General features: G+C 35.0%; 22 protein-coding genes. 12 read left to right on the top strand and 10 right to left on the bottom strand.

Features of this window, described 5'->3' with window-relative positions; genetic code table 11:
• Positions 1 to 39: 39 nt before the first annotated feature.
• Positions 40 to 1,065, bottom strand: coding sequence for a M23 family metallopeptidase (locus MQX03_RS06135; protein ID WP_242802123.1), 1,026 nt, complete (start codon positions 1,063 to 1,065; stop codon positions 40 to 42).
• A 223-nt stretch (positions 1,066 to 1,288) separates the two neighbouring features.
• Here MQX03_RS06135 and MQX03_RS06140 point away from each other — a divergent pair, with 223 nt between their 5' ends.
• The 7 genes from MQX03_RS06140 to MQX03_RS06170 all read left to right on the top strand — a co-directional run bounded on the left by MQX03_RS06140 (position 1,289) and on the right by MQX03_RS06170 (position 9,635).
• Positions 1,289 to 2,329, top strand: a complete 1,041-nt coding sequence (locus MQX03_RS06140; RefSeq protein ID WP_129534708.1) for an NAD(P)H-dependent glycerol-3-phosphate dehydrogenase — start codon at positions 1,289 to 1,291, stop codon at positions 2,327 to 2,329.
• Positions 2,330 to 2,836: 507 nt separating this feature from the next.
• Complete coding sequence (gene mqo / locus MQX03_RS06145; RefSeq protein WP_242802124.1) at positions 2,837 to 4,342, top strand: malate dehydrogenase (quinone); 1,506 nt, start codon at positions 2,837 to 2,839, stop codon at positions 4,340 to 4,342.
• An 82-nt stretch (positions 4,343 to 4,424) separates the two neighbouring features.
• Entirely contained in the window at positions 4,425 to 4,820 is a 396-nt protein-coding gene (locus tag MQX03_RS06150; RefSeq protein WP_129534706.1) for a hypothetical protein, read from the top strand.
• A 4-nt stretch (positions 4,821 to 4,824) separates the two neighbouring features.
• Positions 4,825 to 5,451: a DUF1684 domain-containing protein gene (locus tag MQX03_RS06155; protein ID WP_242802125.1), complete on the top strand. Its 627-nt coding sequence runs from the start codon at positions 4,825 to 4,827 to the stop codon at positions 5,449 to 5,451.
• Positions 5,452 to 5,455: 4 nt separating this feature from the next.
• Complete coding sequence (locus MQX03_RS06160; RefSeq protein WP_242802126.1) at positions 5,456 to 5,938, top strand: GNAT family N-acetyltransferase; 483 nt, start codon at positions 5,456 to 5,458, stop codon at positions 5,936 to 5,938.
• 74 nt (positions 5,939 to 6,012) lie between these two features.
• On the top strand, positions 6,013 to 6,822 hold the full coding sequence (locus MQX03_RS06165) for a glucose 1-dehydrogenase (RefSeq protein WP_242802127.1): 810 nt from the start codon (positions 6,013 to 6,015) through the stop codon (positions 6,820 to 6,822).
• Positions 6,823 to 6,974: 152 nt separating this feature from the next.
• Positions 6,975 to 9,635 carry an MGH1-like glycoside hydrolase domain-containing protein gene (locus MQX03_RS06170; protein WP_242802128.1) on the top strand — a complete coding sequence of 887 codons (2,661 nt, stop codon included), beginning with the start codon at positions 6,975 to 6,977 and terminating at the stop codon, positions 9,633 to 9,635.
• Between the two features lie 3 nt (positions 9,636 to 9,638).
• Here MQX03_RS06170 and recO read toward each other — a convergent pair whose 3' ends face one another.
• The 4 genes from recO to MQX03_RS06190 form a co-directional block, all read right to left on the bottom strand.
• Complete coding sequence (gene recO, locus MQX03_RS06175) at positions 9,639 to 10,325, bottom strand: DNA repair protein RecO (RefSeq protein WP_242802129.1); 687 nt, start codon at positions 10,323 to 10,325, stop codon at positions 9,639 to 9,641.
• Positions 10,325 to 12,568: a type IX secretion system anionic LPS delivery protein PorZ gene (gene porZ, locus MQX03_RS06180; protein WP_242802130.1), complete on the bottom strand. Its 2,244-nt coding sequence runs from the start codon at positions 12,566 to 12,568 to the stop codon at positions 10,325 to 10,327. The genes recO and porZ overlap by 1 nt, the downstream gene beginning before the upstream one ends.
• A gap of 85 nt (positions 12,569 to 12,653) precedes the next feature.
• Entirely contained in the window at positions 12,654 to 13,604 is a 951-nt protein-coding gene (locus MQX03_RS06185; protein WP_242802131.1) for a bifunctional metallophosphatase/5'-nucleotidase, read from the bottom strand.
• Positions 13,604 to 14,359, bottom strand: a complete 756-nt coding sequence (locus MQX03_RS06190; RefSeq protein WP_242802132.1) for a 5'-nucleotidase C-terminal domain-containing protein — start codon at positions 14,357 to 14,359, stop codon at positions 13,604 to 13,606. Before MQX03_RS06190 ends, MQX03_RS06185 begins: the two co-directional genes overlap by 1 nt.
• Before the next feature lie 107 nt (positions 14,360 to 14,466).
• Between MQX03_RS06190 and dapA the strand changes: the two genes are divergently transcribed.
• Positions 14,467 to 15,339 carry a 4-hydroxy-tetrahydrodipicolinate synthase gene (dapA, locus tag MQX03_RS06195; protein WP_242802133.1) on the top strand — a complete coding sequence of 291 codons (873 nt, stop codon included), beginning with the start codon at positions 14,467 to 14,469 and terminating at the stop codon, positions 15,337 to 15,339.
• A gap of 263 nt (positions 15,340 to 15,602) precedes the next feature.
• Positions 15,603 to 16,103 carry a GNAT family N-acetyltransferase gene (locus tag MQX03_RS06200; RefSeq protein ID WP_242802134.1) on the top strand — a complete coding sequence of 167 codons (501 nt, stop codon included), beginning with the start codon at positions 15,603 to 15,605 and terminating at the stop codon, positions 16,101 to 16,103.
• On the opposite strand, the gene MQX03_RS06205 is transcribed toward MQX03_RS06200, so the two are convergent.
• From MQX03_RS06205 to MQX03_RS06225, 5 genes are all read right to left on the bottom strand, one after another.
• Complete coding sequence (locus MQX03_RS06205) at positions 16,100 to 16,717, bottom strand: hypothetical protein (protein ID WP_242802135.1); 618 nt, start codon at positions 16,715 to 16,717, stop codon at positions 16,100 to 16,102. The two genes, MQX03_RS06200 and MQX03_RS06205, sit on opposite strands and share 4 nt — an antisense overlap.
• A 121-nt stretch (positions 16,718 to 16,838) precedes the next feature.
• Positions 16,839 to 18,497: a ribonucleoside-diphosphate reductase subunit alpha gene (locus MQX03_RS06210; RefSeq protein WP_034756700.1), complete on the bottom strand. Its 1,659-nt coding sequence runs from the start codon at positions 18,495 to 18,497 to the stop codon at positions 16,839 to 16,841.
• A 321-nt stretch (positions 18,498 to 18,818) separates the two neighbouring features.
• Positions 18,819 to 19,106, bottom strand: coding sequence for a hypothetical protein (locus MQX03_RS06215; protein WP_242802136.1), 288 nt, complete (start codon positions 19,104 to 19,106; stop codon positions 18,819 to 18,821).
• A 101-nt stretch (positions 19,107 to 19,207) separates the two neighbouring features.
• Positions 19,208 to 19,915, bottom strand: a complete 708-nt coding sequence (locus tag MQX03_RS06220; RefSeq protein WP_242802137.1) for a hypothetical protein — start codon at positions 19,913 to 19,915, stop codon at positions 19,208 to 19,210.
• A gap of 5 nt (positions 19,916 to 19,920) precedes the next feature.
• Complete coding sequence (locus MQX03_RS06225) at positions 19,921 to 20,895, bottom strand: ribonucleotide-diphosphate reductase subunit beta (protein ID WP_242802138.1); 975 nt, start codon at positions 20,893 to 20,895, stop codon at positions 19,921 to 19,923.
• A 430-nt stretch (positions 20,896 to 21,325) separates the two neighbouring features.
• Here MQX03_RS06225 and MQX03_RS06230 point away from each other — a divergent pair, with 430 nt between their 5' ends.
• The 3 genes from MQX03_RS06230 to MQX03_RS06240 all read left to right on the top strand — a co-directional run bounded on the left by MQX03_RS06230 (position 21,326) and on the right by MQX03_RS06240 (position 24,681).
• The gene (locus MQX03_RS06230; RefSeq protein WP_242802139.1) at positions 21,326 to 22,015 is read left to right on the top strand and encodes an ABC transporter ATP-binding protein; all 690 of its coding nucleotides are present in this window, start codon (positions 21,326 to 21,328) and stop codon (positions 22,013 to 22,015) included.
• An 80-nt stretch (positions 22,016 to 22,095) separates the two neighbouring features.
• Positions 22,096 to 23,325 carry an ABC transporter permease gene (locus tag MQX03_RS06235; protein ID WP_129534694.1) on the top strand — a complete coding sequence of 410 codons (1,230 nt, stop codon included), beginning with the start codon at positions 22,096 to 22,098 and terminating at the stop codon, positions 23,323 to 23,325.
• Positions 23,326 to 23,409: 84 nt separating this feature from the next.
• Complete coding sequence (locus tag MQX03_RS06240; protein WP_185145182.1) at positions 23,410 to 24,681, top strand: ABC transporter permease; 1,272 nt, start codon at positions 23,410 to 23,412, stop codon at positions 24,679 to 24,681.
• Positions 24,682 to 24,698: the final 17 nt, after the last annotated feature.

Raw genomic sequence — 24,698 nt, forward strand, 5'->3', positions numbered from 1 at the left:
CAAAGGTGCCGCCGAGTCTGTTATAACTAAATTAAATATTTATAAATTCATAAACAACTTCGGATTAACCGGAGTATTGTTCTTGTGCACTTCATAATGCAAATGCGGACCCGTCGAACGTCCTGAGTTTCCAGATTTTGCAATCACTTGTCCTACTTTTACTTTGTCATTTGCTTTAGCAACTAACTGTGATAAGTGTCCGTATAATGTTGCCAGACCATTTCCGTGGGAAACAATCACACAGTTTCCGTAACCTCCCTTTTGTCCTGAAAAAATAACTGTTCCGGCAGCGGTTGCAATTACATCAGACCCAAACGGCACAGCAATGTCTAACCCTTTATGAAACTGCATTTGGTCAGCTTCTGCAGGTGGATTATTTTTCTCAGGTACTTTTGATGGAGTTGTAGCAACAGTTTTCGTAGAAGAAGTTATAGGTGCGGCAGCAACAGCCTCTGTTTTCGCTTTTGGCGTTACCCAAACTTTTACCTCACGTTTATTTCCGTAGCTGTCCGTTACTTCTAAGATTTTTTCGTAAGGTTCAGCTTTGACTTCAGGTTTTGGAGCTGCTACAGCAACAACTACTGGCTTTGCTTCTGCGGTTGGTTTTACAGATGCATATACTGTTTTGAATGGAATCGGGTTTTTTCTGATCCCAAAATTAGATGAAATATAACCCTCACTAGGCATTCCCAAAGGAACCTGCATTAATTTTTTCTGCAAATCCATCAGATATTTGCTGTATCTGTTTGATTGTTTTGCCAGATAAATAGAGTTCGAGATACTGTCGCTATCAAGAACCATGAGTTTTTCGTTCTTGATGTCTTTAGATTTTAAAAATGAGTTCAGTTGTCCTACCGTTTGATCTACTAAATTAAGATCTGTCTTCATTTTCAGGTAATCTACACTGTCTTTTTCGGTGTTTATTTTTACCAGATTGACTTCGTAATTTTTATCATCTTTTTTCGAAAATAAGCTGGCGATAAAAATACTTTGTGCAAAAACTATCAGTAAAAGTCCTCCAATCAGAATGTTTACCTTCTTTTTGCTTCTTAAAAATTTCTTCATTTTCTCTTTCTTAGAATTTAAAAACCGTTTTAAGGGTGCAAATTTAATTAAAAATAATATTTGAGCGATATCTTTAATTTAAATTTATGATAATCTATACTTAACGGATTTTTAGATATTTAATTGTATAGCAATGTTAAATTTTTCAAAAAATGAGGTTTATCAGATTTATAAAGTCTTGTTATTTCTTTGTTTTAATATATTTGCAGTTCACACTTTAATTATGGCGAAAAAGAAAACAATTTCAGAATCAGCAAACTCAAAAAAGCCTAAAAAAGACATTTCCGTAGGAGTTGTCGGCAGCGGAAGTTTTGCTACGGCGATTGTGAAAATGCTTGTTGAAAACTGTAAAACAGTACATTGGTGCGTGAGAAGTGAATTTGTAAAAGGTGCAATCGAGCTTCGTGGTCACAACCCGACGTATCTTACGGCAGTTAATTTTAATCTTAAAAATTTAAAGCTTACAACCGATATAAATGAGTTGGTTACAGCTTGCGATGTGGTGGTTTTGGCAACTCCTTCCATTTATCTGTCAGACACGATGGATAAAATGACCTGTGAGTACAAAGATAAAATCTTTGTTTCCGCTATTAAAGGGATAATTCCTAAAGTGAATGATGTCGTAGCGCACTATTTAAAGGAAGAATTCCAAATCGGTTTCAGAAATCAGGCGGTAATTGCCGGGCCTTGTCACGCAGAAGAAGTTGCGATGGAAAGATTGTCTTATCTTACAGTTGCTACCGTTGAAGATGAAACTTCTGATAAATTGGTTGGAATTTTCAATTCAGATTTTATCAAAGTCAATTCCAGCAAAGATATTTTAGGAAATGAGTACAGTGCCATTCTTAAAAATATTTTTGCAATCGGAGCGGGTATTGCAAGCGGTTTAGGTTACGGAGATAACTTTACGGCAGTTTTCGTGTCCAATGCGATTCGTGAGATGGAAACCTTCCTCGAAGCGATTTACGAAGCGCCTAGAGATGTTAACGAGAGTGCTTATTTGGGAGATTTACTCGTAACTGCTTATTCATTATTTTCAAGAAATAGAAACTTAGGAAACTTAATTGGGAAAGGATATACCGTAAAATCGGCCATTCAATCGATGAACATGGTTGCAGAGGGATATTATGCTGCAGACTCAATTTATAAAACGGCAAGACAGAAAAATCTTGAACTTCCCATCATTGATACTATTTATGCGATTTTGTATGAGGGTAAAAACGCAGAGAAACAGTTCAAAAAACTGACTGCAAAATTGAATTAGAATATTTTAAACTAAATCAAAAATAGAACATCAGCATTTGTTTGCTGGTGTTTTTTTATGGAAGCTTTTGACAGTAAGTCGAATAGCAATTTTATATTTTTATGGCAGCTATTTCCGCCTTCCACTCCCGCTTTTTCGCCTCCGCTTTGCTTCGGCAAAAAGAGCTCCGTTCAAGTCGGGCTGTTGCAATTCGATGTTTTAATAGTCAATGAAAAGTAAAGAGAGACAAGTATAAAGTATGAAACAACAGTAGAATGATACAAACATTCCGCTCCTACGGAGCTCCCAATTCCTCCGTGATATTGATTTCTACAAACATTTTGCACCTATTGAGCAAAAGTTTTCGTGATTTCAATTTTTAGAATATCAATTAAAAAATCTGCAAAATCCGTTCAATCTGCGAGAGAATAAAATCCCAAATTCTAAATCAAAATTTACCATGTTAAAAATCATTAAACACGCATTTAATAAAAAACTTTTCCCGAAATTCGTAGTAAATTTAATGGAATGCCGAATACAATTTTAAGCAGAACGCCAAAACAAAAATACGACGTTGTTCTAATCGGAGGCGGAATTATGAGTGCCACTTTAGCAACTTTACTTCACGAATTTGATCCTAATCTTGAAATAGCAATTTTTGAAAGACTTGGAAGATTTGCCAAAGAAAGTACTGCGGCTTGGAACAATGCAGGAACAGGACATTCAGCTTTCTGCGAATTGAATTATACACCGGAAAATGAAGACGGAACAATCGATATTTCAAAAGCAGAAAAAATTGCCGAACAATTTGAAATTTCAAAACAGTTTTGGTCTTATCTTATTGACAAAAAATATATTTCGACTCCTTCAGATTTTATCAATTCTTGCGCACACATGAGTTTGGTATTTGGCGAAAAAGATGCCGAATATCTTAAAAAACGCCACGATGCGATGAAAGATTCTCCATTGTTTTCAGCAATGGAATTTTCAACTGATCATGACCAACTAAGGGAATGGATTCCTTTGGTGATGAGCAAAAGGAATGAATCAGAAGTGCTGGCCGCTACAAAAATGGATTTGGGAACCGACGTTAATTTCGGAAGCTTAACCCGAAAAATGGGAAGACATTTATTGGAAGATTCAAATGTGGAAGTTTTCTTGTATCATGAAGTAAAAGACATTGACCCAAGAGATGATGGAAAGTGGGAAATGAAGGTCAAAGACAGAATTCACAGTCATAAGCAGGAAGTTGTTGCAGACTTTGTTTTCATCGGAGCCGGAGGCTACGCTTTGCCATTATTGGAAAGTTCAGACATTAAAGAAAGTGAAGGTTATGGTGGTTTTCCGGTTTCCGGAGAATGGCTGGTGACACACAATCCTGAGCTGGTAGAAAAACATCAGGCAAAAGTGTATACTCAGGCTACAGTTGATGCACCACCAATGTCGGTTCCGCATTTGGATTTAAGAATTATTGATGGTAAAAAGGCATTATTATTTGGTCCTTTTGCAGGTTTTTCAACTAAATTTTTAAAAGAAGGAAATTATCTCGATTTGCCTGCAAGTGTGAATACAAAGAATATCAAGTCACTTTTCGGGGCTTGGTGGCACAATATTCCGCTGACAAAATATCTGGTACAACAAGTAGCGATGACCAAAGCTCAGAGAATTCAGCATTTGCGAGAGTTTGTAAAAGATGCCAAAGAAGAAGACTGGGAACTGAAAGTTGCCGGACAACGGGTACAGGTCATCAAAAGAGACGGTAAACAAGGCGGAAAGCTTGAATTCGGAACTGAAGTCGTAGTCAATCAGGCAGGGACGATTGCCTCTCTGCTAGGTGCCTCTCCCGGTGCTTCCACAGCAGTTTTTGCAATGGTTAATATTCTTGAAAAATGTTTTCCTGAAAAATTGAATGGTGAGTGGAGAGAAAAATTATTGGAAATGATTCCGTCTTATGGACAGAAATTAGCCAACAATCCTGAACTTACAGAGAAAGTGAGAGCTTACAGCAAAGAAAAATTAGAACTCAAACATTAAATATAAATAATGGGTAATGAGTAATGTGAATTTGACCGAATTTAGATATTACCCATTACCGATTATGCATTACCCATAACCCATGGAAGAAGTCATTGTAAAACCCATTATCGCAAAAGAATTGCTGGAATCTCTTCAGACAAAGGTTGATGAAGAGAAGCAGGTGATTGTGCATTGTTGTTTTCCGGCGTCACCGTTTTTGGGAAATCTTATCAGAATATGGAATACGACTTACTTGGTAGACAATTCTTCCAGCCACAAAAGTAAGTTGATTCACGCAGAGAATATTACGATTTATCCTAATTGGACAGCAGTTCCTTTTATGAGAGATTTTTGGTTTACATTGGTGTTTTCTGGACTTCCGAAAGACTGTACAAGTTTTGATTTTAAAGAGATCATTCCTGAAGAAGGTGGTTTTTTTGTGAAATCAATTAAAAGAAATTCGTCAGATATTTATAGAATTAAAATTTCAGAATAATTCTATGAAAAAATATATCCTATTTCTGTTTTTTATACTTCCGGTATTTGCATTTTCCCAAATCAATAAACGGCAATCGAAAGAAATTAAAGAAATCAAGAAATTTCAGCAAGATTTAGATAAAGAATATTTAGATCCAAAAGAAACACCTCTTAGAGATGATAATTTTGCGAAATTTAAACAGCATCCTTTCTTTCCGATTGATTTAAAATACAGAGTTACTGCAAGATTTATTAAAACTGAAAATCCTCAACCTTTTGATTTGCCAACATCATCAGGAAAATCAAAATCGTATCAGGAGTTTGGGAAAGCTACCTTTGAATTACATGGAAAATCTTATACCTTAACCATTTACCAAAGTTTAGATTTAATGAAAATGGAAAAATATAAAGATCATCTTTTTCTTCCTTTTCATGATGAAACCAACAATAAAGAAACTTATGGTGGGGGAAAATATATGGATCTGAAAATTCCAAGCGACAATACAATTGTTTTAGATTTTAATCAATCTTATCAGCCCTTCTGCGCTTACAATGCGTATGATTACAATTGCCCGATCGTTCCTGAAGAAAATAAATTGGCAGTAGAAATACGAGCAGGAGTGATGTACGAAGATATTTATCATCATTAAAAATATGACTGAATTAAAATTTTATCAACCTGAAGACCTTCCTGAACTTGATTATGTTCTGGATGATATCCAGTCGCAGTATACCTCAACTGCAAAGCAATCTTTAGAAAGAATAGAAGAGAGAAATCACAAAGGAGATTTTTTCGCTTACCCAATTACCGTTTTCTATGATAAAAAGATTGCCGGATTTTTTGTGCTTGATTTTGGAGACGATAAATTTGATCTTACAGAAAATGCGGATTCGGTTTTGCTTCGATCATTATCTGTAAACCCAAATTTTCAGGGAAAGGGAATTGGAAAATCAGCAATGATTGAAGTCGATTATTTCATAAAAGAGCATTTTGCAGATTGCAATGAGATTGTTTTAGCTGTAAACGAAAAAAATACCTCAGCTTTTCAATTGTATGTCAAAAGCGGGTATGAATTTGAAGGTAAAACGAGAGAAGGCAGAAGCGGACCTCAGTTCTTATTGTTTAAAAAACTCTAGGATAATTTAGAAAACAAATTTCTAGTTTGGCGTGATACTTTCAATTGTGTTTAGACACTATTTGAATATTTATTATGGAAGTATCATTAAAAAATCAGGTTGCTATCATCACAGGTGCATCAAGCGGTATAGGAACGGGAATCGCAAAATCTATCGCCGAAGCCGGAGCAACCGTTATCATCAATCATTCTTCAGAAAAATCTCACGATAGCGCTCAGGAAGTCTTAAAGGAAATCACCGATGCCGGCGGAAACGGAATCACCTATCAGTGTGATGTTTCCAAGGAAGACGAGGTCATTAGAATGTTTAAAGATGTTATTGCACAATTTGGAACGGTCGATATTCTGGTCAATAATGCCGGAATTCAGAAAGATGCAAAGTTCACCGAAATGACATTGGATGATTGGAATGCAGTAATGGGTGTCAATCTCACGGGGCAATTTCTTTGCTCAAGAGAAGCCATTAAAGAATTTCTACGTCGCGGCATTGATACTACCCGTTCTGTGGCTTGTGGGAAAATTATTCATATCAGTTCGGTACACGAAATTATCCCTTGGGCAGGTCACGCAAACTATGCCGCAAGTAAAGGAGCAATCAAAATGCTGATGCAGACGTTGGCGCAGGAATACGGTGCAGATAAAATCCGGGTGAATTCTATTGGTCCGGGAGCCATTCAAACGCCAATCAATAAAGATGCGTGGGAAACAAAAGATGCTTTGAATTCTTTACTGGATCTCATTCCTTATAACAGAATTGGTCAACCGAAAGATATTGGCAATTTGGCGGCATTTTTAGCGAGTGACCTTGCCGATTATATTTCCGGAGCAAGTATTTTTGTGGATGGAGGAATGACCAGCCTGGAGAGTTTCTCTTCGGGAGGATAGTTCTTCGGGCGCACAATTCCGGCTTTCACTACTTGCTTTTTTGTGCCTTTTCATTTGCCCTTTCGTACAAAAAGAGCTCATACATGCCGTTCAATCCGGGGCGCAGTCGTTCGTAGTATAATTTTAGTTTTTTATTTCAAAATCAGTCAATAATGAATTCTGAAAAAGAAAGATTAGCCGATGTTTCATGGAAAAAATGGGGCTCTTACGTAAGCAACCGTGAGTGGGGATTGGTACGTGAAGATTACAGTGCAGATGGCGACGCCTGGAATTACACCAATCACGATACCGCGGAAGCAAAGACCTACAGATGGGGCGAAGAAGGAATTTGCGGAATCTGTGATGATCTGCAGAAATTGGTCTTCTCCGTCGGATTTTGGAATAAAAAAGATAAGATGGTGAAAGAACGCTTCTTTGGCCTGTCAAACAATCAAGGGAATCACGGTGAAGATGTGAAAGAATATTTTTACTACCTCGATTCTACACCAACTCATTCTTACATGAAGATGTTGTACAAGTATCCTCAAAATGCTTTCCCTTATGAAGATTTAGTAAAAACCAATGCAGAAAGAACCAAGGAGGAACCGGAGTATGAGCTCATCGACACCGGAATTTTTGATCTGAATGAATATTTTGATATTTTCATTGAATACGCAAAGGAAAGTCAGAATGATATTTTAGTAAAACTGACGGTCATTAACAAATCCGAAAAAGAGGCATCACTGATTATACTTCCAACCATTTGGTTCAGAAATACTTGGAACTGGGGTTACGATCAATATAAACCTCATTTAAGTTCAGAAGAGGTAAAAAATATAAAAGTCAGTCATAAAGATTTAGAAATTAAGAATTTATATGCAAAACAATCTCTGAACGCTTTATTCTGTGAAAACGAAACCAATAATGAAAGGCTGTATCAATCCCCAAATCAATCAAAATATTGTAAAGACGGCATCAACGATTTTATCATTAATGGAAATTCGTCATCAATTAATCCACAAGATATTGGGACAAAAGCATCTTTTTTAATTGATGAAAATTTTAACCCAAATGAAACAAAAACTTTTGAATTTAGACTTTCTGATAAGGATTTAAAGAATCCTTTTGAAGATTTCGATAAAATATTTAATTCAAGAAAAACAGAAGCAGATGAATTTTATGCAGAAATTCAAAACGGGATAGAAACGGAAGATGAAAAATTGGTTCAGCGACAAGCCTTTGCAGGTATGCTTTGGAATAAAATGTTTTATCATTACAATGTTGAAAAATGGCTTAAAGGCGATCCCGATCAACCGAAACCTCCAAAATCCAGAGAAAAAATCCGAAATTATGATTGGAAACAACTCAATAATGAACACATTATTTCCATGCCAGACAAATGGGAATACCCTTGGTATGCAACCTGGGATTTAGCTTTTCATACGATCAGTTTTTCACTAATAGATCCTGATTTTGCTAAATATCAGCTCAAGCTTTTCCTTTTTGAATGGTATATGCATCCCAACGGACAGCTTCCGGCTTACGAATGGAATTTCAGTGATGTGAATCCGCCGGTTCATGCTTGGGCAGTTTTCAGGGTGTTCAAAATTGATGAATATCTGAAAGGCAAACCCGATTTAGAATTTCTTGAAAGTGCTTTTCAAAAGCTTTTAATGAATTTTACCTGGTGGGTGAACAAAAAAGATAACAACGGAAACAATATTTTTGAAGGTGGATTTTTAGGACTCGATAATATTGGGGTTTTCGACCGCAATACCACACTTCCAAACGGCGAACATCTCGAACAGTCAGACGGAACAAGTTGGATGGCAATGTTTGCACTGAACATGATGAGAATTGCCTTAGAATTAGCTCAATACAACAGAGTGTATGAAGAAATGGCGACCAAATTTTTTGAGCATTTCCTATATATTGCTAATGCTTTGGATAATATGGGAGAAGAGCATTTCAGTCTTTGGGATGAGGAGGACGAGTTTTTCTATGATGCAATTTCTTCAGGTGATGGTGACAATCAATTTTTAAAGCTGAGAACGATCGTGGGATTGATTCCTATGTTTGCTGTTGAGGTCATTGATGATGAAATGATCGAAAAGCTTCCGAATTTCAAAAGCAGAATGAAATGGATTCTTGAAAATAAGCCTGAACTTGCCGCCTTGGTTTCACACTGGGAAGTGAAAGGGGAAGATTCTAAACATTTGCTTTCGCTTCTGCGCGGTCATCGTTTAAAAAGATTGTTGAGCAGAATGCTTAATCCGAAGGAGTTTTTGAGTGATTATGGCGTTCGTGCTTTATCGAAAGAGTATGAAGAAAATCCTTTTCAATTAAATTTAAACGGAACAGATTATTCGGTAAAATATACACCTGCAGAAAGCGATAGCGGACTCTTCGGAGGAAACAGCAATTGGAGAGGCCCTATTTGGTTTCCTGTTAATTTTTTAATTATTGAAAGTCTTCAGAGGTTTTTCTTTTATTACAGCCCGGATTTTATAGTAGAATATCCTACAGGAAGCGGAAACTATTCAAATTTAGATGAAATTGCAGATTCTTTAAGCAAAAGATTGGCTCAGTTATTTCTAAAGGATGAAAACGGAAACCGACCTTTCAATGGTCAGTATCCGAGATTTCAGACTGATCCTGATTTTAAAGATTATATTTTGTTTTATGAGTATTTTCATGGTGACAACGGTCGTGGAGTAGGAGCATCACACCAAACAGGATGGACGGGTTTGATTGCAAAAATTCTTCAGCCAAGATTTACTAAAAAAGAAATCGCCAAATCTGAAACCGAAATGCCAAAAAATAAAGATTCTTAAAATCTACTCAAAAATCTGCTGAATAATTTCTAAAGAATTCGGAGTCTTAAAATCCGAAATATGATAATGATAATACACCAAAATACTGTCTAAAAATCCTTTTCTTTTTGAAGATGGAATTTTATTTTCGTAAGGATTCTGTGACGAAATAATGCTCTTCCAAAATAAAGAAATTTCCTCATCAAACAGCAGGTGACTAGAAAAAGGAGAAAAAGTTCCGGTTTCCGGATCAAGAAAATTTCCTTCGTCTAAAAGTGGTGCAACCCCTTGAATTTTTAATATTTTAATTAAAAAAATAAGATGTGACTGGTAATTTTTGTTGTTAAGCTGGTCTATGAATTCATCAATGACATAAAACACTGCTGGATTTTTATTTTCGTTTCTTAAAATTTGGTTTAAAAAATCTGAAATAAAAAATACGACAGTATTGGCTTTGATGTCGGTATAAATATCATGAAGATTCAGTATTTCTAGATTTGAGATAGTTTGCATACTGCCACTTCTACCAACTCGTATTGAAAAATTTAATTTATTTAAAGGCAAAAGAAAGGCTTTCTTCTTATTCTTTCTGGTATAAATACCTTTTAGAAAATAAGTCTGAAAGCCTTCCTCTTCGGTGAAACAATGCAAAATTGCATCGTTTTCACCATATTTTATAAACGAAAGTAAAAAACCGTTTTGAGAATTCATTAATTAACAACGGCTATTTTTGCAGTTGCTTTGTCGCTTGCGTCTTCATTGGTCATCAGTACAAAATAGATTCCTGAAGCTACTCTTTTCCCCTTCTGATTGTTGAGATCCCATTCGTAGTATCCGGTTCTGGCAATGGCAGAATGTACAATGTTTCCTGCAGCATCAGTGATTCTTATATTTGTTTTCTCAGCTAAACCTTTAATCGTTACTTTACCTTTAAACTGGGCGTAAACCACAGGATTTGGGTAGACTAAAACGTTTCCGAAGTCAGAGGTTACGTCGGCAACATCTCCTTGGTAAGTTACAATACCATCAAGTGTCACAAAGTAAACCTTCCCATTGGTTTTATCGACCTTAATGTCAGTTACACTGTTGGTTGGAAGAGGAGAATTTTCTTTTGTAAATCTCTTGATAACTTGTTCGCCAGATGCTGATAAGTAATAAACACCACCATCTTCTATTGAAACCCATTTTTGGTTTCCGCCATCAACTTCAATTTGAAGAATACTGTTGTCACGGAATAGTTCCTCAGCGATACCATTTTGTTCAATGACAATCGGAGTAGTTTGAGGGTTGTTTTCTGTAATCGCTGATTTTGGGTTTGAAAGAATTCTGAGGCCTATACGTGTACCAATCCATACATCATTATTCTTGTCAATTGCTGCCGACACTGTTCCATTAGCAGGCAAGTTATTTTCCTTACGTATAATCTTAAATGGTGATGTTGTTGATGATGGATTGTTACCATATTCTTTGATAATTAATCCACCAGGATCAAAATATGGACAAGGTATATATAGGTATCCTTCTTTTGTAAATGGTTTTTGAGTAGATGCTGCACCAACAATAGGAACCAAAGTAAAGTCATCTGCAGTTCTGTTATAAAGATAATATCCTGCGTTTGCAGAAACATTTTCTATAAGTCCGGCAGAAACAAATAAGTTATTGTTTTCATCGAATGTTATACCTATTGGGCGATTGTAAGCAGGATCGGAATCATTATTTTTATAAACTTTCTTAAAAACATTATTCTCCATTTTGTAAATCCCTTTCTCGCCGTTTGAGAATGAATAGTTAGCGAAAAATACTTCGCTAGGATTTGATGGATTTGCTACTGCATCTAACACATTGAAATTTATAGGGTTATTTACAAAATAATCCGGATAATTCCATTTGCCTCCATCAAAATGATAGTAACCGAGATCACTGAAGATGGGTTGATTATAAGCATCTCTACCTCCTGTAGAAACCCAGATTTGGTCATTTAGCAAAGATATCTTATAAGAAATATTATTGTATGGCCCATCCGGTTTATAGATAACATTATCTTCACTCTTTAAACCAGATAAAATAGTTCCGCAAAATATTTTTGAGCCAACCTTTGTTGCCGTATTACAATTCTCTCCAACGGTTACCGATCCTGCGAAAGTTCCATTCGTATTATAGCTGTAAATTCTGCTGGCATCTGTAATAATAATATTATCAGCATTCACTACCACATCGCTCACATTTCCAAAAGCCTGTGCAAGTGGGGTAGAAACTCCGTTGTTATAAATGTAGGTTGCTGTAGCAGATGAAAAAGCGACTATGTTTTCTGAATCTATATCTGTGAAGTTTCCAGCCAATTCTGTAGTCCATGTAGTGAATACTGGAAATGTTGTGTTCAGGTCGTGAGTCTTTAATCCTGTATTGGTTACAGAAAAAACTTTATTATCTTTAATTGTAGCTTCGTTACTTGCCTGATAAATTCCTCCGGTAACAAAGAACGCAGAATCTCCAAATTCTTTCTTTTTCAAATCAAAAATAGAAACTCCATATCCTACGGAAACTACAGCTCTATCGCCAGTGATTGAGATGTGATTGATCTTTTTACTTCCGTTATATCCGGTTGCAATAGGAATATCAATAACATACGTAATTCCTTGAGGCGTAATAATATCCAAAGAACCATTTTGATACCCAACAAGACCAATTTTTGTCTGCGGATTATAATCAAATGCGGATATTTTCACCTCATGCAGTCCGTTTGCTTTAGAAAGTTTTGAAATTTCACCTGTAGAAACGGTATAATAAAAAATTCCATTTTCTGTGGCAGCAACTATTTTTCCGTTATCTTCTTTTAATGCCAAAACATTATTGTAAGAAAATAAATCTGCCCATTTTTTTGATGAAATATTCTGAGCCTTTACCATCTGGAAAGTTGCCAAAATACCAAGAGAAATTATAGAGAATTTTTTCATATGTAGAATTACATTTTTTTAAAGGTCATATGCAATCGTTGAATATTCACGTGTGTTATGGTTTCCAAAACACGGCGATTTCATATTATGCTATTATACTGCTGTCGATTATTTGGTTGTTCCAAGAAATCTGTTGTACATTTTTATTTTTATCAAAGAAGAAGTCTATTCTGCCCAAAAGAAGACCTGCCCAACCAACTTGGTTTACCAAAACATTCTTCCCTTGTCTGTTTTTAAAGGTCTGAGGTTCCGGTAAAAAAGTATGGGTGTGACCGCCTAAAATTAAGTCAATATTTTCTGTTTTTGATGCTAAAATTTTATCGTTTAATTTTTCAGGTTCGTCACTGTAATCATATCCGATGTGCGAAAGACAAATCACAAGATCACATTTCTTTTCATTTTTAAGGAAATTGGAGTAATGTTGAGCTACATCAATCGGGTCAGACCAAACGGTTTCGCCATATTGTTTTTTTCCAACTAAACCATCCAGCTGTATTCCCACTCCGAAAATTCCTACTTTGATTCCGTTTTTATTGAAAATTTTATACTGCGAAGTTCTTCCGTCTAAAATGGTGTTTTTAAAATCATAATTCGAACAGATAAAGGGAAATTGCGCATTCGGTAAAACCTTTAAAAATCCGTCCAAGCCATTATCGAAATCATGATTTCCCATGGTGGAAGCGTCGTACTTCATCATCGACATCAGTTTAAATTCAAGCTCGCCTCCGAAGAAATTAAAATAAGGTGTTCCCTGAAAAATATCTCCTGAATCAAGCAACAAAAGATTGCTTTCTTCGCTTCTTATTTTCTGAATTAATGTCGCTCTTCTTGCAAAACCACCCTGATTAGGATTTCTCGTGTAGCTCGAATCAAAAGGTTCAATTCTGCTGTGCTGGTCGTTAGTATGAAGAATGGTCAATTTATTGGCTGATGAAAAAGAATTTAAATTTAATTCCTCCGCCATTACCAAATTTGGAGCTAAAGTCATCGCTAAAGTTCCGCCAGTAATCGTTTTTAAAAAACTTTTTCTATCCATTATTTCTTCCCGATAAATTGTAAACGAATTTCTTCTTTAGGATTGATCTGCTGATTTTTCTTAAAATATTCAATAAACAAATCTCTCAATTTGATACCTGTAGGAATTGATTCTCCTTTTGCGAAAAACTTCATATTATCACCACCCAAAGCCAGATAATCAGATGTAGCAATATAATAATCCTGAGTTGGGTTGACTGCATTTCCGTTGATTAAACTTTTTGAAACTGTTCCATTTGAAGTCTCAATATATAAATGAGAAACAGGATTGTTTTTCTGATTTTTCGCATAATAATCAAATAATCCCTGCAAATCTGAACCTTTAAATTTTACAATGATCACTTCATTTTCAAAAGGCATTACTTCAAAAACATTCTTCAGAAGAATATCACCTTTCCCAATCGTAGTACGGATTCCGCCGATGTTAATCAAAGCTGCATCAATACTTTTATTCAAATTTGCTTTTGCCCAAACATCCGCTCCGTCAAAAGTATAATCTGCCAAAAGATTTCCCAGATTGCTGTTGTCGCCTTCTTTTGTTAAATCTACTTGTGTGTAAGAGATTTTTTGGTTCATCTCTTTGTTGAGTTTCTCAGTGTAAGGCTCGATAAATTTTGCAAAATCTTCATTAGCCTTTAGGTCTTGATTAATAGAAATATTCTTCTGCGTCTGCACATTGGCAACCTGCAACGATGTCGTTTTACAGGCTGTGAGCGAAAACAAGGCAATTCCTAGTAATAAGAATTTATTTTGCATAATATCTTTAGTATAATGCAAATATAATTATATGTATAATAAAATAAGATTAAATATTGTAAATTCTTGTATGAAATTGTTAAATTTGGGGAAAATAATTCGAACAGATGAGCATTTTAAAAGGAGTAGGTGTTGCTTTGGTAACGCCCTTTAATGAAGATTTATCCGTAGATTTCGAAAGTTTGACAAAACTTGTTGAGTACAACATCGAAAACGGAACCAACTATTTGGTGGTATTGGGAACTACAGCGGAAGCTGCTACACTTTCTTCAGACGAGAAGAAACAGGTAGTTGAGCACATCATTAAGGTTAATAATAAACGTCTTCCTTTGGTTTTAGGAATTGGCGGAAACAATACTCTTGAAGTCAAACAGCAGATCGAAGAAGCTGATTTATCTGATTTTATAGCTGTTTTATCGGTGTCTCCATATTACAACAAACCTAATCAGGAAGGGCTTTACCAGCATTATAAAATGTTGGCTTCTACCGGAAAAAATATCATCATTTACAACGTTCCTTCAAGAACCGGACAAAATGTTGAGGCTGAAACGACTTTGCGTCTGGCAAAAGAATTCCCGAATTTATTCTTAATAAAAGAAGCTGCACCCAATATTCTTCAGTATTTTGATATTTTGAGAAAGAAGCCTGAAGGTTTTAATTTAGTTTCAGGAGACGATGAATTCACACTTCCAGTAACTTTGGCAGGTGGAGCAGGAGTGATTTCTGTAATCGGACAAGGGTATCCGAAAGAATTTTCGACAATGGTTCAGCTGGCTTTTGATAAAAAAGTGGATGAAGCTTATGAAATTCATAATAAATTGGTTGAAATTACAAGATTGATTTTTGCGGAAGGAAACCCATGTGGGATTAAAGTTATTTTGACAGAAAAAGGATTGATTAAAAATTATTTAAGACTTCCTTTAGTTCCTGCTTCAGAAGGGCTTTATGCAAAAATTAAAGCTGAAATGGCGAAGATTTAATTAAATTAAAAGTCAAGTTCTATAAAATATTAAAAGTGAAAGGTGTGATGCTTTTCACTTTTTTAATCTAAAAAATTTAACTGCAATTTTTTTTAACACATAAGTTACTTGAAGTGATTGATTCGAATGTTTAGAAGAACATATTAGTCCTTGAAAATCTCTGATTTTCTTCTTAAGTGTTCTAAATATTTTCAAAGGATTTAAACTGAAAAAAAACTTATGTGTTCTAATGTGTTTAAAAAATTTCTAATAATTATTCAGATATGAAATTAATCAAAGCAACAGAAAAAGATATACCCTTGATTCAGGATTTAGCAAAAAGATCATGGGAAAACGCCTACGCCGAAATTCTTACCAAAGAACAAATGGAATTTATGCTCAATACAATGTATTCGGAAGCTGAAATTTCAGAACATTTAAAAAATCTAAACTATCATTATTACCTTGTTTTTGATGAGATTTTAAATGTTTTTGATGGATTTTTAGGTTACGAAAATCATTATGAAAAACAAACGACTAAACTTCACAGAATTTATCTCGTTCCTGAAAGTAAAGGAAAAGGTTTAGGCAAAAAAACACTTGAATTTCTTAATGAAAAGGTGAAAGAAAGTGGCGATAACAGAATTATTTTAAATGTCAATAAATATAATTCAGCGCAGAAATTCTACGAATCTCAAGGTTATAAGGTCTATGATGAAGGTGTTTTTGATATAGGAAATGGCTTTGTTATGGATGATTATTTGATGGAGATAACGTTTTATTAAAATGATTTATTTGGTGTGGTTTTATTAGCAGTATCAAAAACTTTTTGCCATATGTATTCTCCTCTGAAGATGGTGTAATTTCCGTCCGGAAAAATAACAATTGCAGAATCGCAAGGATAATGCATTTTAAAAAATAACTTTTCTATTGCACCTGAACGATCATCTATCCAAGATGTTTTATTAAGCCTGTTTTTCAAACCCTTTGTTTCTTTATAAACAGAATAGAGATTTAGGTTTGATTTTTTAAATTTTCTGACGTATGTTTTAATATCATTTATTACAAGCTGATTTGTATCTGAATGCTGATTGCAACGGTCTAAACCTTGATAATAGTGGATGACAATATTTTTATTGTTCACATCTGAAATGTTAAGATGTTTTTTTAAATTATTTAAATCTACAGTAGCTAGTTTTCCGTGACCTTCATGCTCTACACGAACTTTGTATAGAACAGAATCAGTTTCAATGTTTTGAAAACGGTAATTTTCTCCACGTTTTTTGTAATCCTCTTTCGAAATAATTTGCAGATTATCATTGATGTAAACTTCTTTTTTCTGTGAAAACAAAATTTGATTTAAAGTAAGTAGAATTATGGCTGTTAGTAGTTTTTTCATCGTGATCAAATTTATAAAAAATACTTAAAATTCTTTATTGATAAAAACAAAAAACCGCAGAAAAAATTCTGCGGTTTTATATGTATTCAAAGCCAAAAAATTGGCTATTTAAATTTTTACCTTAAGCCTCACAAGCCGAACAGCTCACAAAATTCACCATCATTTCCTTAGAAACAGATGAACTTCTTTGGTAATACAAAGTTTTCACCCCTTTCTTCCAAGCTTCAATGTAAAGGTAATTTACATCTTTCACGGGCATCGTAGACGGAATCTGTAAATTCAGAGACTGAGCCTGGTCGATGTATTGCTGTCTTTGTGCAGCCTGAGAAATAATCTCCATCGGAGAAATTTCTTTGAAAGTTTTGAATACTGCTTTTTCTTCGTCAGTCAATTCATTTAAATGTTGAACTGAACCGTGATTCAACATAATTGTTCTCCATGTTTCTTCATTATCAAGACCTTTTTCTTCTAATAATTTAGCAAGATATTTATTCTTACGCATGAAGTTTCCTTTTGCCAAACCAGCTTTGTAATAATTTGATGCAAAAGGCTCAATTCCTGGAGAAGTTTGTCCTAAAATTGCCGAACTTGAAGTAGTAGGAGCAATCGCCATAACGGTTGTATTTCTCATTCCGTAACCTTTTAAGATTTCCGGTTCTCCGTAGATGTTCGCCAATTCTTTTGAAGCAATATCCGCCTGCGCTCTGATGTGTTTGAAAGCTCTTGCATTGAATTGAGTAGCCTCAAAACTCTCAAAAGGAATCATGTTTTTCTGAAGATAAGAATGGTAACCCAAAACTCCTAAACCAAGTGCTCTGTGACGCAATGCGAAGTCTCTTGCTCCCTGAAGATAATAATTCCCCTCAGTTTTCTCGATAAATTCAGATAAAACAGCGTCAAGGAAATAGATTGCCAATTGTACTGCGTTCGTATCTTTCCACTCGTCGTATAATTCTAAGTTCATAGACGACAGACAACAGATGAAAGACTCTTCTCTGGTTGACGGAAGCATGATTTCTGAACAAAGATTACTCGCATTAATCGTCAATCCAAGGTCTTTATAAACCTGAGGTTTGTTTCTGTTCACGTTATCTGTAAAGAAAATATAAGGAAGACCTTTTTGCTGACGGCTTTCCAAAACTCTTGCCCAAATTTTACGTTTGTCGGCATCACCGTCAATCATATCCTGCATCCAGTAATCTGGTACGCAAATTCCTGTAAACAGGTTCTGAATCGGACTTCCGATGTCTTTAATTGATAAAAATTCTTCAATATCGCCGTGGTCAACATCAAGATAAGCCGCAAAAGCACCTCTTCTAACACCACCTTGAGAAACTACATCCATTGAAGTGTCAAAAAGCTTCATAAACGAAACTGCACCAGAAGACTTTCCGTTATCGGTTACCGCAGTTCCTCTGTTACGAAGTTCTCCGAAATATCCCGAAGTTCCGCCCCCGATTTTCGTCTGCATAATCACTTCACCCATTTTGTGGGTAATTCCTTCAATGCTGTCCGGAATATGCACGTTGAAACAAGAGATTGGAAGACCTCTCTGCGTTCCCATATTCGCCCAGACCGGAGAAGAAAAACTGATCCATCCTTTCATGATCATTTCCTTGAAAGCCGGCTGCAGTTCAGGTTTGTATAGTTTTTTTGCTGCTGCAGTAGTGATTCTGTCGATTGCACCGTCTACAGTTTCTCCTTTCAGAAGGTAACCTCTGTTCAGCATTTGCTCAGATTCTTCGTTGAGCCACCAGATATTGTTGTTTTGTTCTTCCATTTTTATATTGTAAAATGCAACTTATGCATTGTTTTGTTAATTTTTTAGGAGCAGAAAATTTTGTTCTTCTCCTCACTTTTCTACCTGCTTTCGCTACTCGCTTTTTTCTTTTGCAAAGAAAAAGAGCTCAAACATGCCGCTCAATCAGGGCTAAGACGACGGTTTGTTTTCTTTATTTCTGAATCACGTCATTGCTACTGCTTTGTCATTGCTAGGAATGAGGAATCTCTACTTTTTGTTGAGATGCTTCGACAAGCTCAGCATGACATCTCTAATGCTATCTGTTTCGACGCTCGCTTCGCTTGCGCCTTTTACTTTATTTCAAACAGGTTTTAAAAATTCTACTTTATGAGAATCATTAAGTCCGCTTTCGTCTCTTAATCTCTGAAATTCTTTGAAGGACGGAATATTTAAAACTTCATTCTGCACTTCTTCATTTTCATAATTTGAAAAATGCACAAACGTAAAACCATCTTCTTTTACAAAAACTTTATACTCAAATTTTGTCTGATCTAAAGTTTTAAAATCATTCAAAAACTTTTGAATATTGCTTTTGTTGTCAGAAACAAATTCAGGTTTTACGGTATAACTTACGATTACATCAATCATATTTTTATTTTTTTGTCATTGCGAGGAACAAAAGCGATTTATTTAAAAGTTCTTTATCACGCTTTTTAATAATCTTCAAGCAGTCAGTATATATTTGAAAATTAATTTAAATATTTATGTAAAAGAGCTATGTCACTATCTAATTGAAAGCCTACTCTAATTTCGTCTAATGAAAGTGGAGTTTCATTTCCTATACTTTTTTCACTTTTAAATTTCGCAAACCAGCAATCATAAGAATTGCCATATTTATTGAAAATAATGAAACAGTTTTTATTTTTTGTTTTAGTAAAATAAATTAAATTATCTTTAGAAATACCACTTTTTAAATCAATTGTAGATTCATAATTGTTCTTTTTAAAAAAGGAAATAAATTTTCCATTTTCTAATTCAAGTTTATAATTATTATCTAATTCTAATTTTATTTGATGCTCTTCTTCTTTATTTGGAATAAAGTAAAGATAGTATTTAAATAAATTGTCATTTTTAATGACTTCTATATTGTTAGAATATATTTCCTCCAATAAAAGCATGAAATCTTTGACTGAAAATTTTTCATTATTAAATAATAATTGATTTTGCAAGTATTCATTTACAAAATAATAATTTAACTCGCTAAATCTTGTAAATTTAATTTCACCTTCAACTTTTCTACAAAACTTAAAATCATTTTCATATATGAAAAAGCCAAATCCTTTTTCTTTTAAAAGTTTATAAATATTGGCTTTATTATCAATACTTAATGATATTTTTAGATTTCCGTTCTTATATCGAGAAATTGTAAAAAAATCTTCTAAATCCCAAATTTTCATACAAATTAAAAAAGATCATTCGCCGTAATACTCTTATCGTGCTTCGTATAGTCCACCGGTCTTTTTGCGAAGAAATCATCCATAGAATTAGCGAAAACTTCTTCTTCAAACCATTTCATCGGGCTGTATTGTTCTGTAGTGGTGTTATAACGTTTTTCCATGTTGATCTTGGTTAAACTTTCGTCAACACGATATTTCATAAAGTTAATCAGGTCTTGCTTTGAGAATTTATCAAGTTCACCCATTTCAAAGATCCAGTCAAGAATTTCTCCTTCCAGTTCTATGGATTGATCTACCAAAGTGTAAATATCTTCAATATCAGAATCAGTTAAAAGATCCGGCTGCTCTTCACGGATTTTGTTGATCAGATAAATTCCGCCATTAGCGTGAATCTGCTCATCAATAGATGTCCACGCAATAATATTCGAAACATTTTTCAGGAAACCTTTGAATCTTGTAAATGATAAAATAATTGCAAACTGCGAGAACAAAGACACATTCTCAATCAGAATACTGAATAAAAGCAAAGAGGAAACATATTCTTTTGGTGTTGCAGAATTGGCGTGTTTCAGCACGTTGGATAAGAATTCAATTCTTTTTTTCAATGCAGGAACTTCTACAACCTGAGAAAATTCTTCATTATATCCCAAAACTTCCAACAAACGGGAATACGCTTCAGAATGACGAAATTCACATTCTGCAAATGTAGATCCCAAACCATTCAATTCAGGTTTTGGAAGGTGATTGTAAAGGTTTCCCCAAAACGACTTTACCGAAACTTCAATCTGGGCAATCGCCAAAAGTGCATTTTTTACCGCATTTTTTTCGTGTGGCTCCAGCTGCGACTGGAAATCCTGAACGTCTGCCGTGAAATCAACTTCCGAGTGTACCCAGAAAGATTTGTTGATCGCTTCTGTAAACTGAAGAACCTCAGGATACTCAAATGGCTTGTAGCTTACTCTTTTATCAAAAATTCCCATATTGAATGTAATGTCTTTAAAAATTATAAAAATAGATCACTGTGCATAAAACCCGGGAGATGGGTAACTTTCTGATTCGTTGTAAGTTGTGTTTGAAACTTATTAACGGAAGTAATCATTCATCTCTCGTACCGTGCGAAGCACAAAGTTCGAAAAAAAGAAACGATTTGGAAAGGGGTAAAGAGTAATTGGTTGAGTTTTAACCTTAAAAGTTTTCCACATTTACATGAAACTCGCTCTGATATTGGTTTATAGATACTTAACTGTTGAAAATCGAAGTTATGTTAAGTTTGTAATTAAACACTTTATTTTAATTTATTGAATATTAATTAATTATATGTTAAACAATATTTTTTTTAAAGATTTTTTTAATCTTGTAACAAAATGAAAATATATACTACTTATTGGAAATAAAAACAGCAATCACTTAATGTTAGTAATTCAGGATCTACATAAATCATACGATACAGGCAAGAGTAAACTGCACGTTCTCAAGGGTATTAATCTTAATATTGATGAGGGTGAATTTGTCTCTATTATGGGAAGTTCCGGTTCCGGAAAATCTACTTTACTGAATATTATCGGAATTTTGGATGAAAAAGACAGCGGCGTTTATGAGCTCGACGGAATTCCGATTGAACATCTGAACGAAGTAAAAGCTGCAGAATACCGTTCGAAATTTCTGGGATTCGTCTTCCAATCGTTTAATTTGATTGGATATAAAACGGCTTTAGATAATGTTGCACTTCCTTTATATTATCAAAATGTTCCGAGAAAAGAGCGTAATCAAAAAGCAATGGAGTATCTGGAGAAAGTAGGTTTGGCACAATGGGCAACCCATCTTCCGAATGAGCTTTCGGGTGGACAAAAACAAAGAGTTGCAATTGCGAGAGCATTAATTACCAATCCAAAAGTAGTTTTAGCTGATGAGCCAACCGGAGCATTAGATTCAAAAACTACTCACGATATTATGAAGCTTCTTCAGGATATCAACAATGAAGGTAAAACCATTATCGTGGTAACCCATGAGCCGGATGTTGCCGCACAAACCAAAAGAAATGTCATCCTCCGAGACGGAATTATTGAGAGTGATGAGTTTATCAATCAGATTGTGCTTTAATTTTAAAATAAAATCAATTGAAAATTTAGAGTCATTAATTTTTTAATCTTTAAATTTTTTAATCATTTAATAAAGAAAAAATGTTTGACCTAGATCGTTGGGAAGAAATATTCAGTTCTATTCGCAGTAATGTATTGCGGACGGTGCTTTCGGGCTTTACGGTGGCATTGGGTCTGTTTATATTTATCGTTCTTTTCGGAATTGGAACCGGGCTGAAAAATGCTTTTACACAAGGTTTTGCAAGAGATGCTCAAAATCTTATTTCAATATTTACCGGAAATACAACTGTTGCTTATAAAGGTTTGCAGTCGAATAGAACCGTAACGATGAATAACGACGACTATGATTTCTTAATCGACAGTGATAAAGAAAAAGTAGGGTATTCTACTCCGAGATATACCGCCAATCTGATGGTAAAATACGGTAAAGAAAGCGGAAATTACCAGATCAATGGTGCAGATCCTGAAGAGAAATTTATCGAAAACAGGAAAATGCTCGAAGGACGTTACCTTACCCCCGGAGATTTACAGAGAAAGCAAAATGTTGCGGTTGTAGGAAGAATGGTGCAGCGGGATTTAATAAAAAACGGAAGTCCGGTAGGTAAAGATCTCGATATCAACGGAACGATGTTCAAAGTAGTCGGGGTTTTCTCAGATGACGGCGGCGATTGGGACGAAAGACACATTACAGTTCCGATTACTACTTTGCAGCAAATGAAAAAAGGTTCTGATACGGTGAGCGGAGTTTACATTGCTTATGATGAGAATATGACACCGGAACAGGCTATCAAATACGGTGACCAGCTTAAAGAAAGGCTTAAATCAAGAAAAAATGTTTCTCCGGATGATGAGAACGCAGTCCGTGTTTGGAACAATGCTCAGAATATGAACGAAACCTTCATGTTTATGGCAGTTCTTACAGGAATTGTGACTTTTATCGGGCTAGGAACTTTATTGGCAGGAATTATCGGTATCAGCAACATCATGGTGTATATCGTGAAAGAAAGAACCAAAGAAATCGGTGTAAGAAAAGCCATCGGAGCAAAACCACGAAGCATTGTTGCTTTGATTGTTCAGGAAAGCGTGGTGATTACTGTGGTTTCGGGGTTTGTAGGAGTTGGTTTGGGTGTTTTAGCATTACATTTAATAGGTGACAGTCTTGAAGATTACTTCATTAAAGATCCGAGTGTGGGTTGGGGAACTATCTTTGCGGCATTTGTGGCATTGGTTTTTTCAGGTTTGATTGCCGGATTCGTTCCTGCCTACAGAGCCTCAAGAATTAAACCTATCGAAGCGTTAAGAACAGAATAATTTAATTTGAAAATTTGTTAGTGAGATAATTTGAAAACGAAATTCAACTTACAACTCATAATTAATAACTTATAACTCATCAAAGTGAACATTTTATTTAAAAAAGATACCTGGCAGGAAATTTATTATTCACTAAAGAATAATAAGCTCCGCACATTCCTTACCATGATTGGCGTGGGTTGGGGTATGTTTTTGTATGTAGTTTTATTGGGTTCCGCAAAAGGAATGGAGAATGGTTTTGATAAATTATTTTCAGGATTTGCTACCAATTCCATTTTTCTTTGGGCACAAAATACTTCGATTCCTTACGAAGGTTTTCCAAAAGGGAGAGATGTGAATCTGAAATTAACTGATGTTGAAGTTTTAAAAAGAAAAATATCAGATATCGATTATATTTCGCCACAGAACTCAAGAGGAAGTTTCACAGGAACGCCCGGCGAATCGATGTCAAGAAACGGTAAAAACGCTACGTATTCTTTAACGGGTGATTATCCGATCGGGAATAAAATTTCAGAAAAGAAACTGATTTTCGGAAGATATATCAACGATGCAGATGTTTCCGGAAATAAAAGTGTAGCAGTGATTGGAGAAGAAGTGTACAATAATTTTTTCGATTCAAAAAAGAAAGAAAATCCGCTAGGGAAATCAATTAACGTGAAAGGACTTTTCTTTAATGTGATCGGAGTTTTCAGAGTGAGAAAAGGGGGTGGTTTTGAAAATGACCGTACTGTTTTTATACCGCTTTCTACGTATACCAAAATGTACAATGCAGGAGAGCAAATCGATATGTTTGCGATTGTGAGCAAGCCCAATGTTGATGTAAATAGCGTTGAAGAAAGAGTGAAAACAGAATTAAAAGCCAAAAATCAGGTTTCGCCGGAAGACACTAATGCTTTTGGAAGTTTTAATTTAGGTAAAGAATTTAAAAAACTCACAGGATTTTTAACCGGAATGCAGCTTTTAACAATAATCGTAGGAACTCTCACAATTTTGGCCGGTGTCATTGCGATTTCAAATATCTTATTGATTACCGTAAAAGAAAGAACTAAGGAAATAGGTATTCGAAGAGCTTTAGGTGCAAAACCGTCTGAAGTAAGAAATCAGATTTTGCTGGAAAGTGTGGTTATCACGCTCAGTTCGGGTATATTGGGTTTTATTCTCGGGATTTTTGTCTTGATGATATTCAACTCATTGACTCAGAATCAGGATGAATTTCCGTTTTATAACCCGACTGTCAATTATACCAATGTTTTTGCGGCAATGTCGGTGATGGTAATTTTAGGTTTAATTATCGGAATGATTCCTGCTCAAAGAGCGGTGAAAATACGACCGATTGAGGCATTAAGAAGTGAGTAAGAGAATGATAAAAAAAG

The sequence above is a fragment of the Chryseobacterium aahli genome, from assembly GCF_022699665.1.
In the GTDB taxonomy this organism is placed as follows: domain Bacteria; phylum Bacteroidota; class Bacteroidia; order Flavobacteriales; family Weeksellaceae; genus Chryseobacterium; species Chryseobacterium aahli.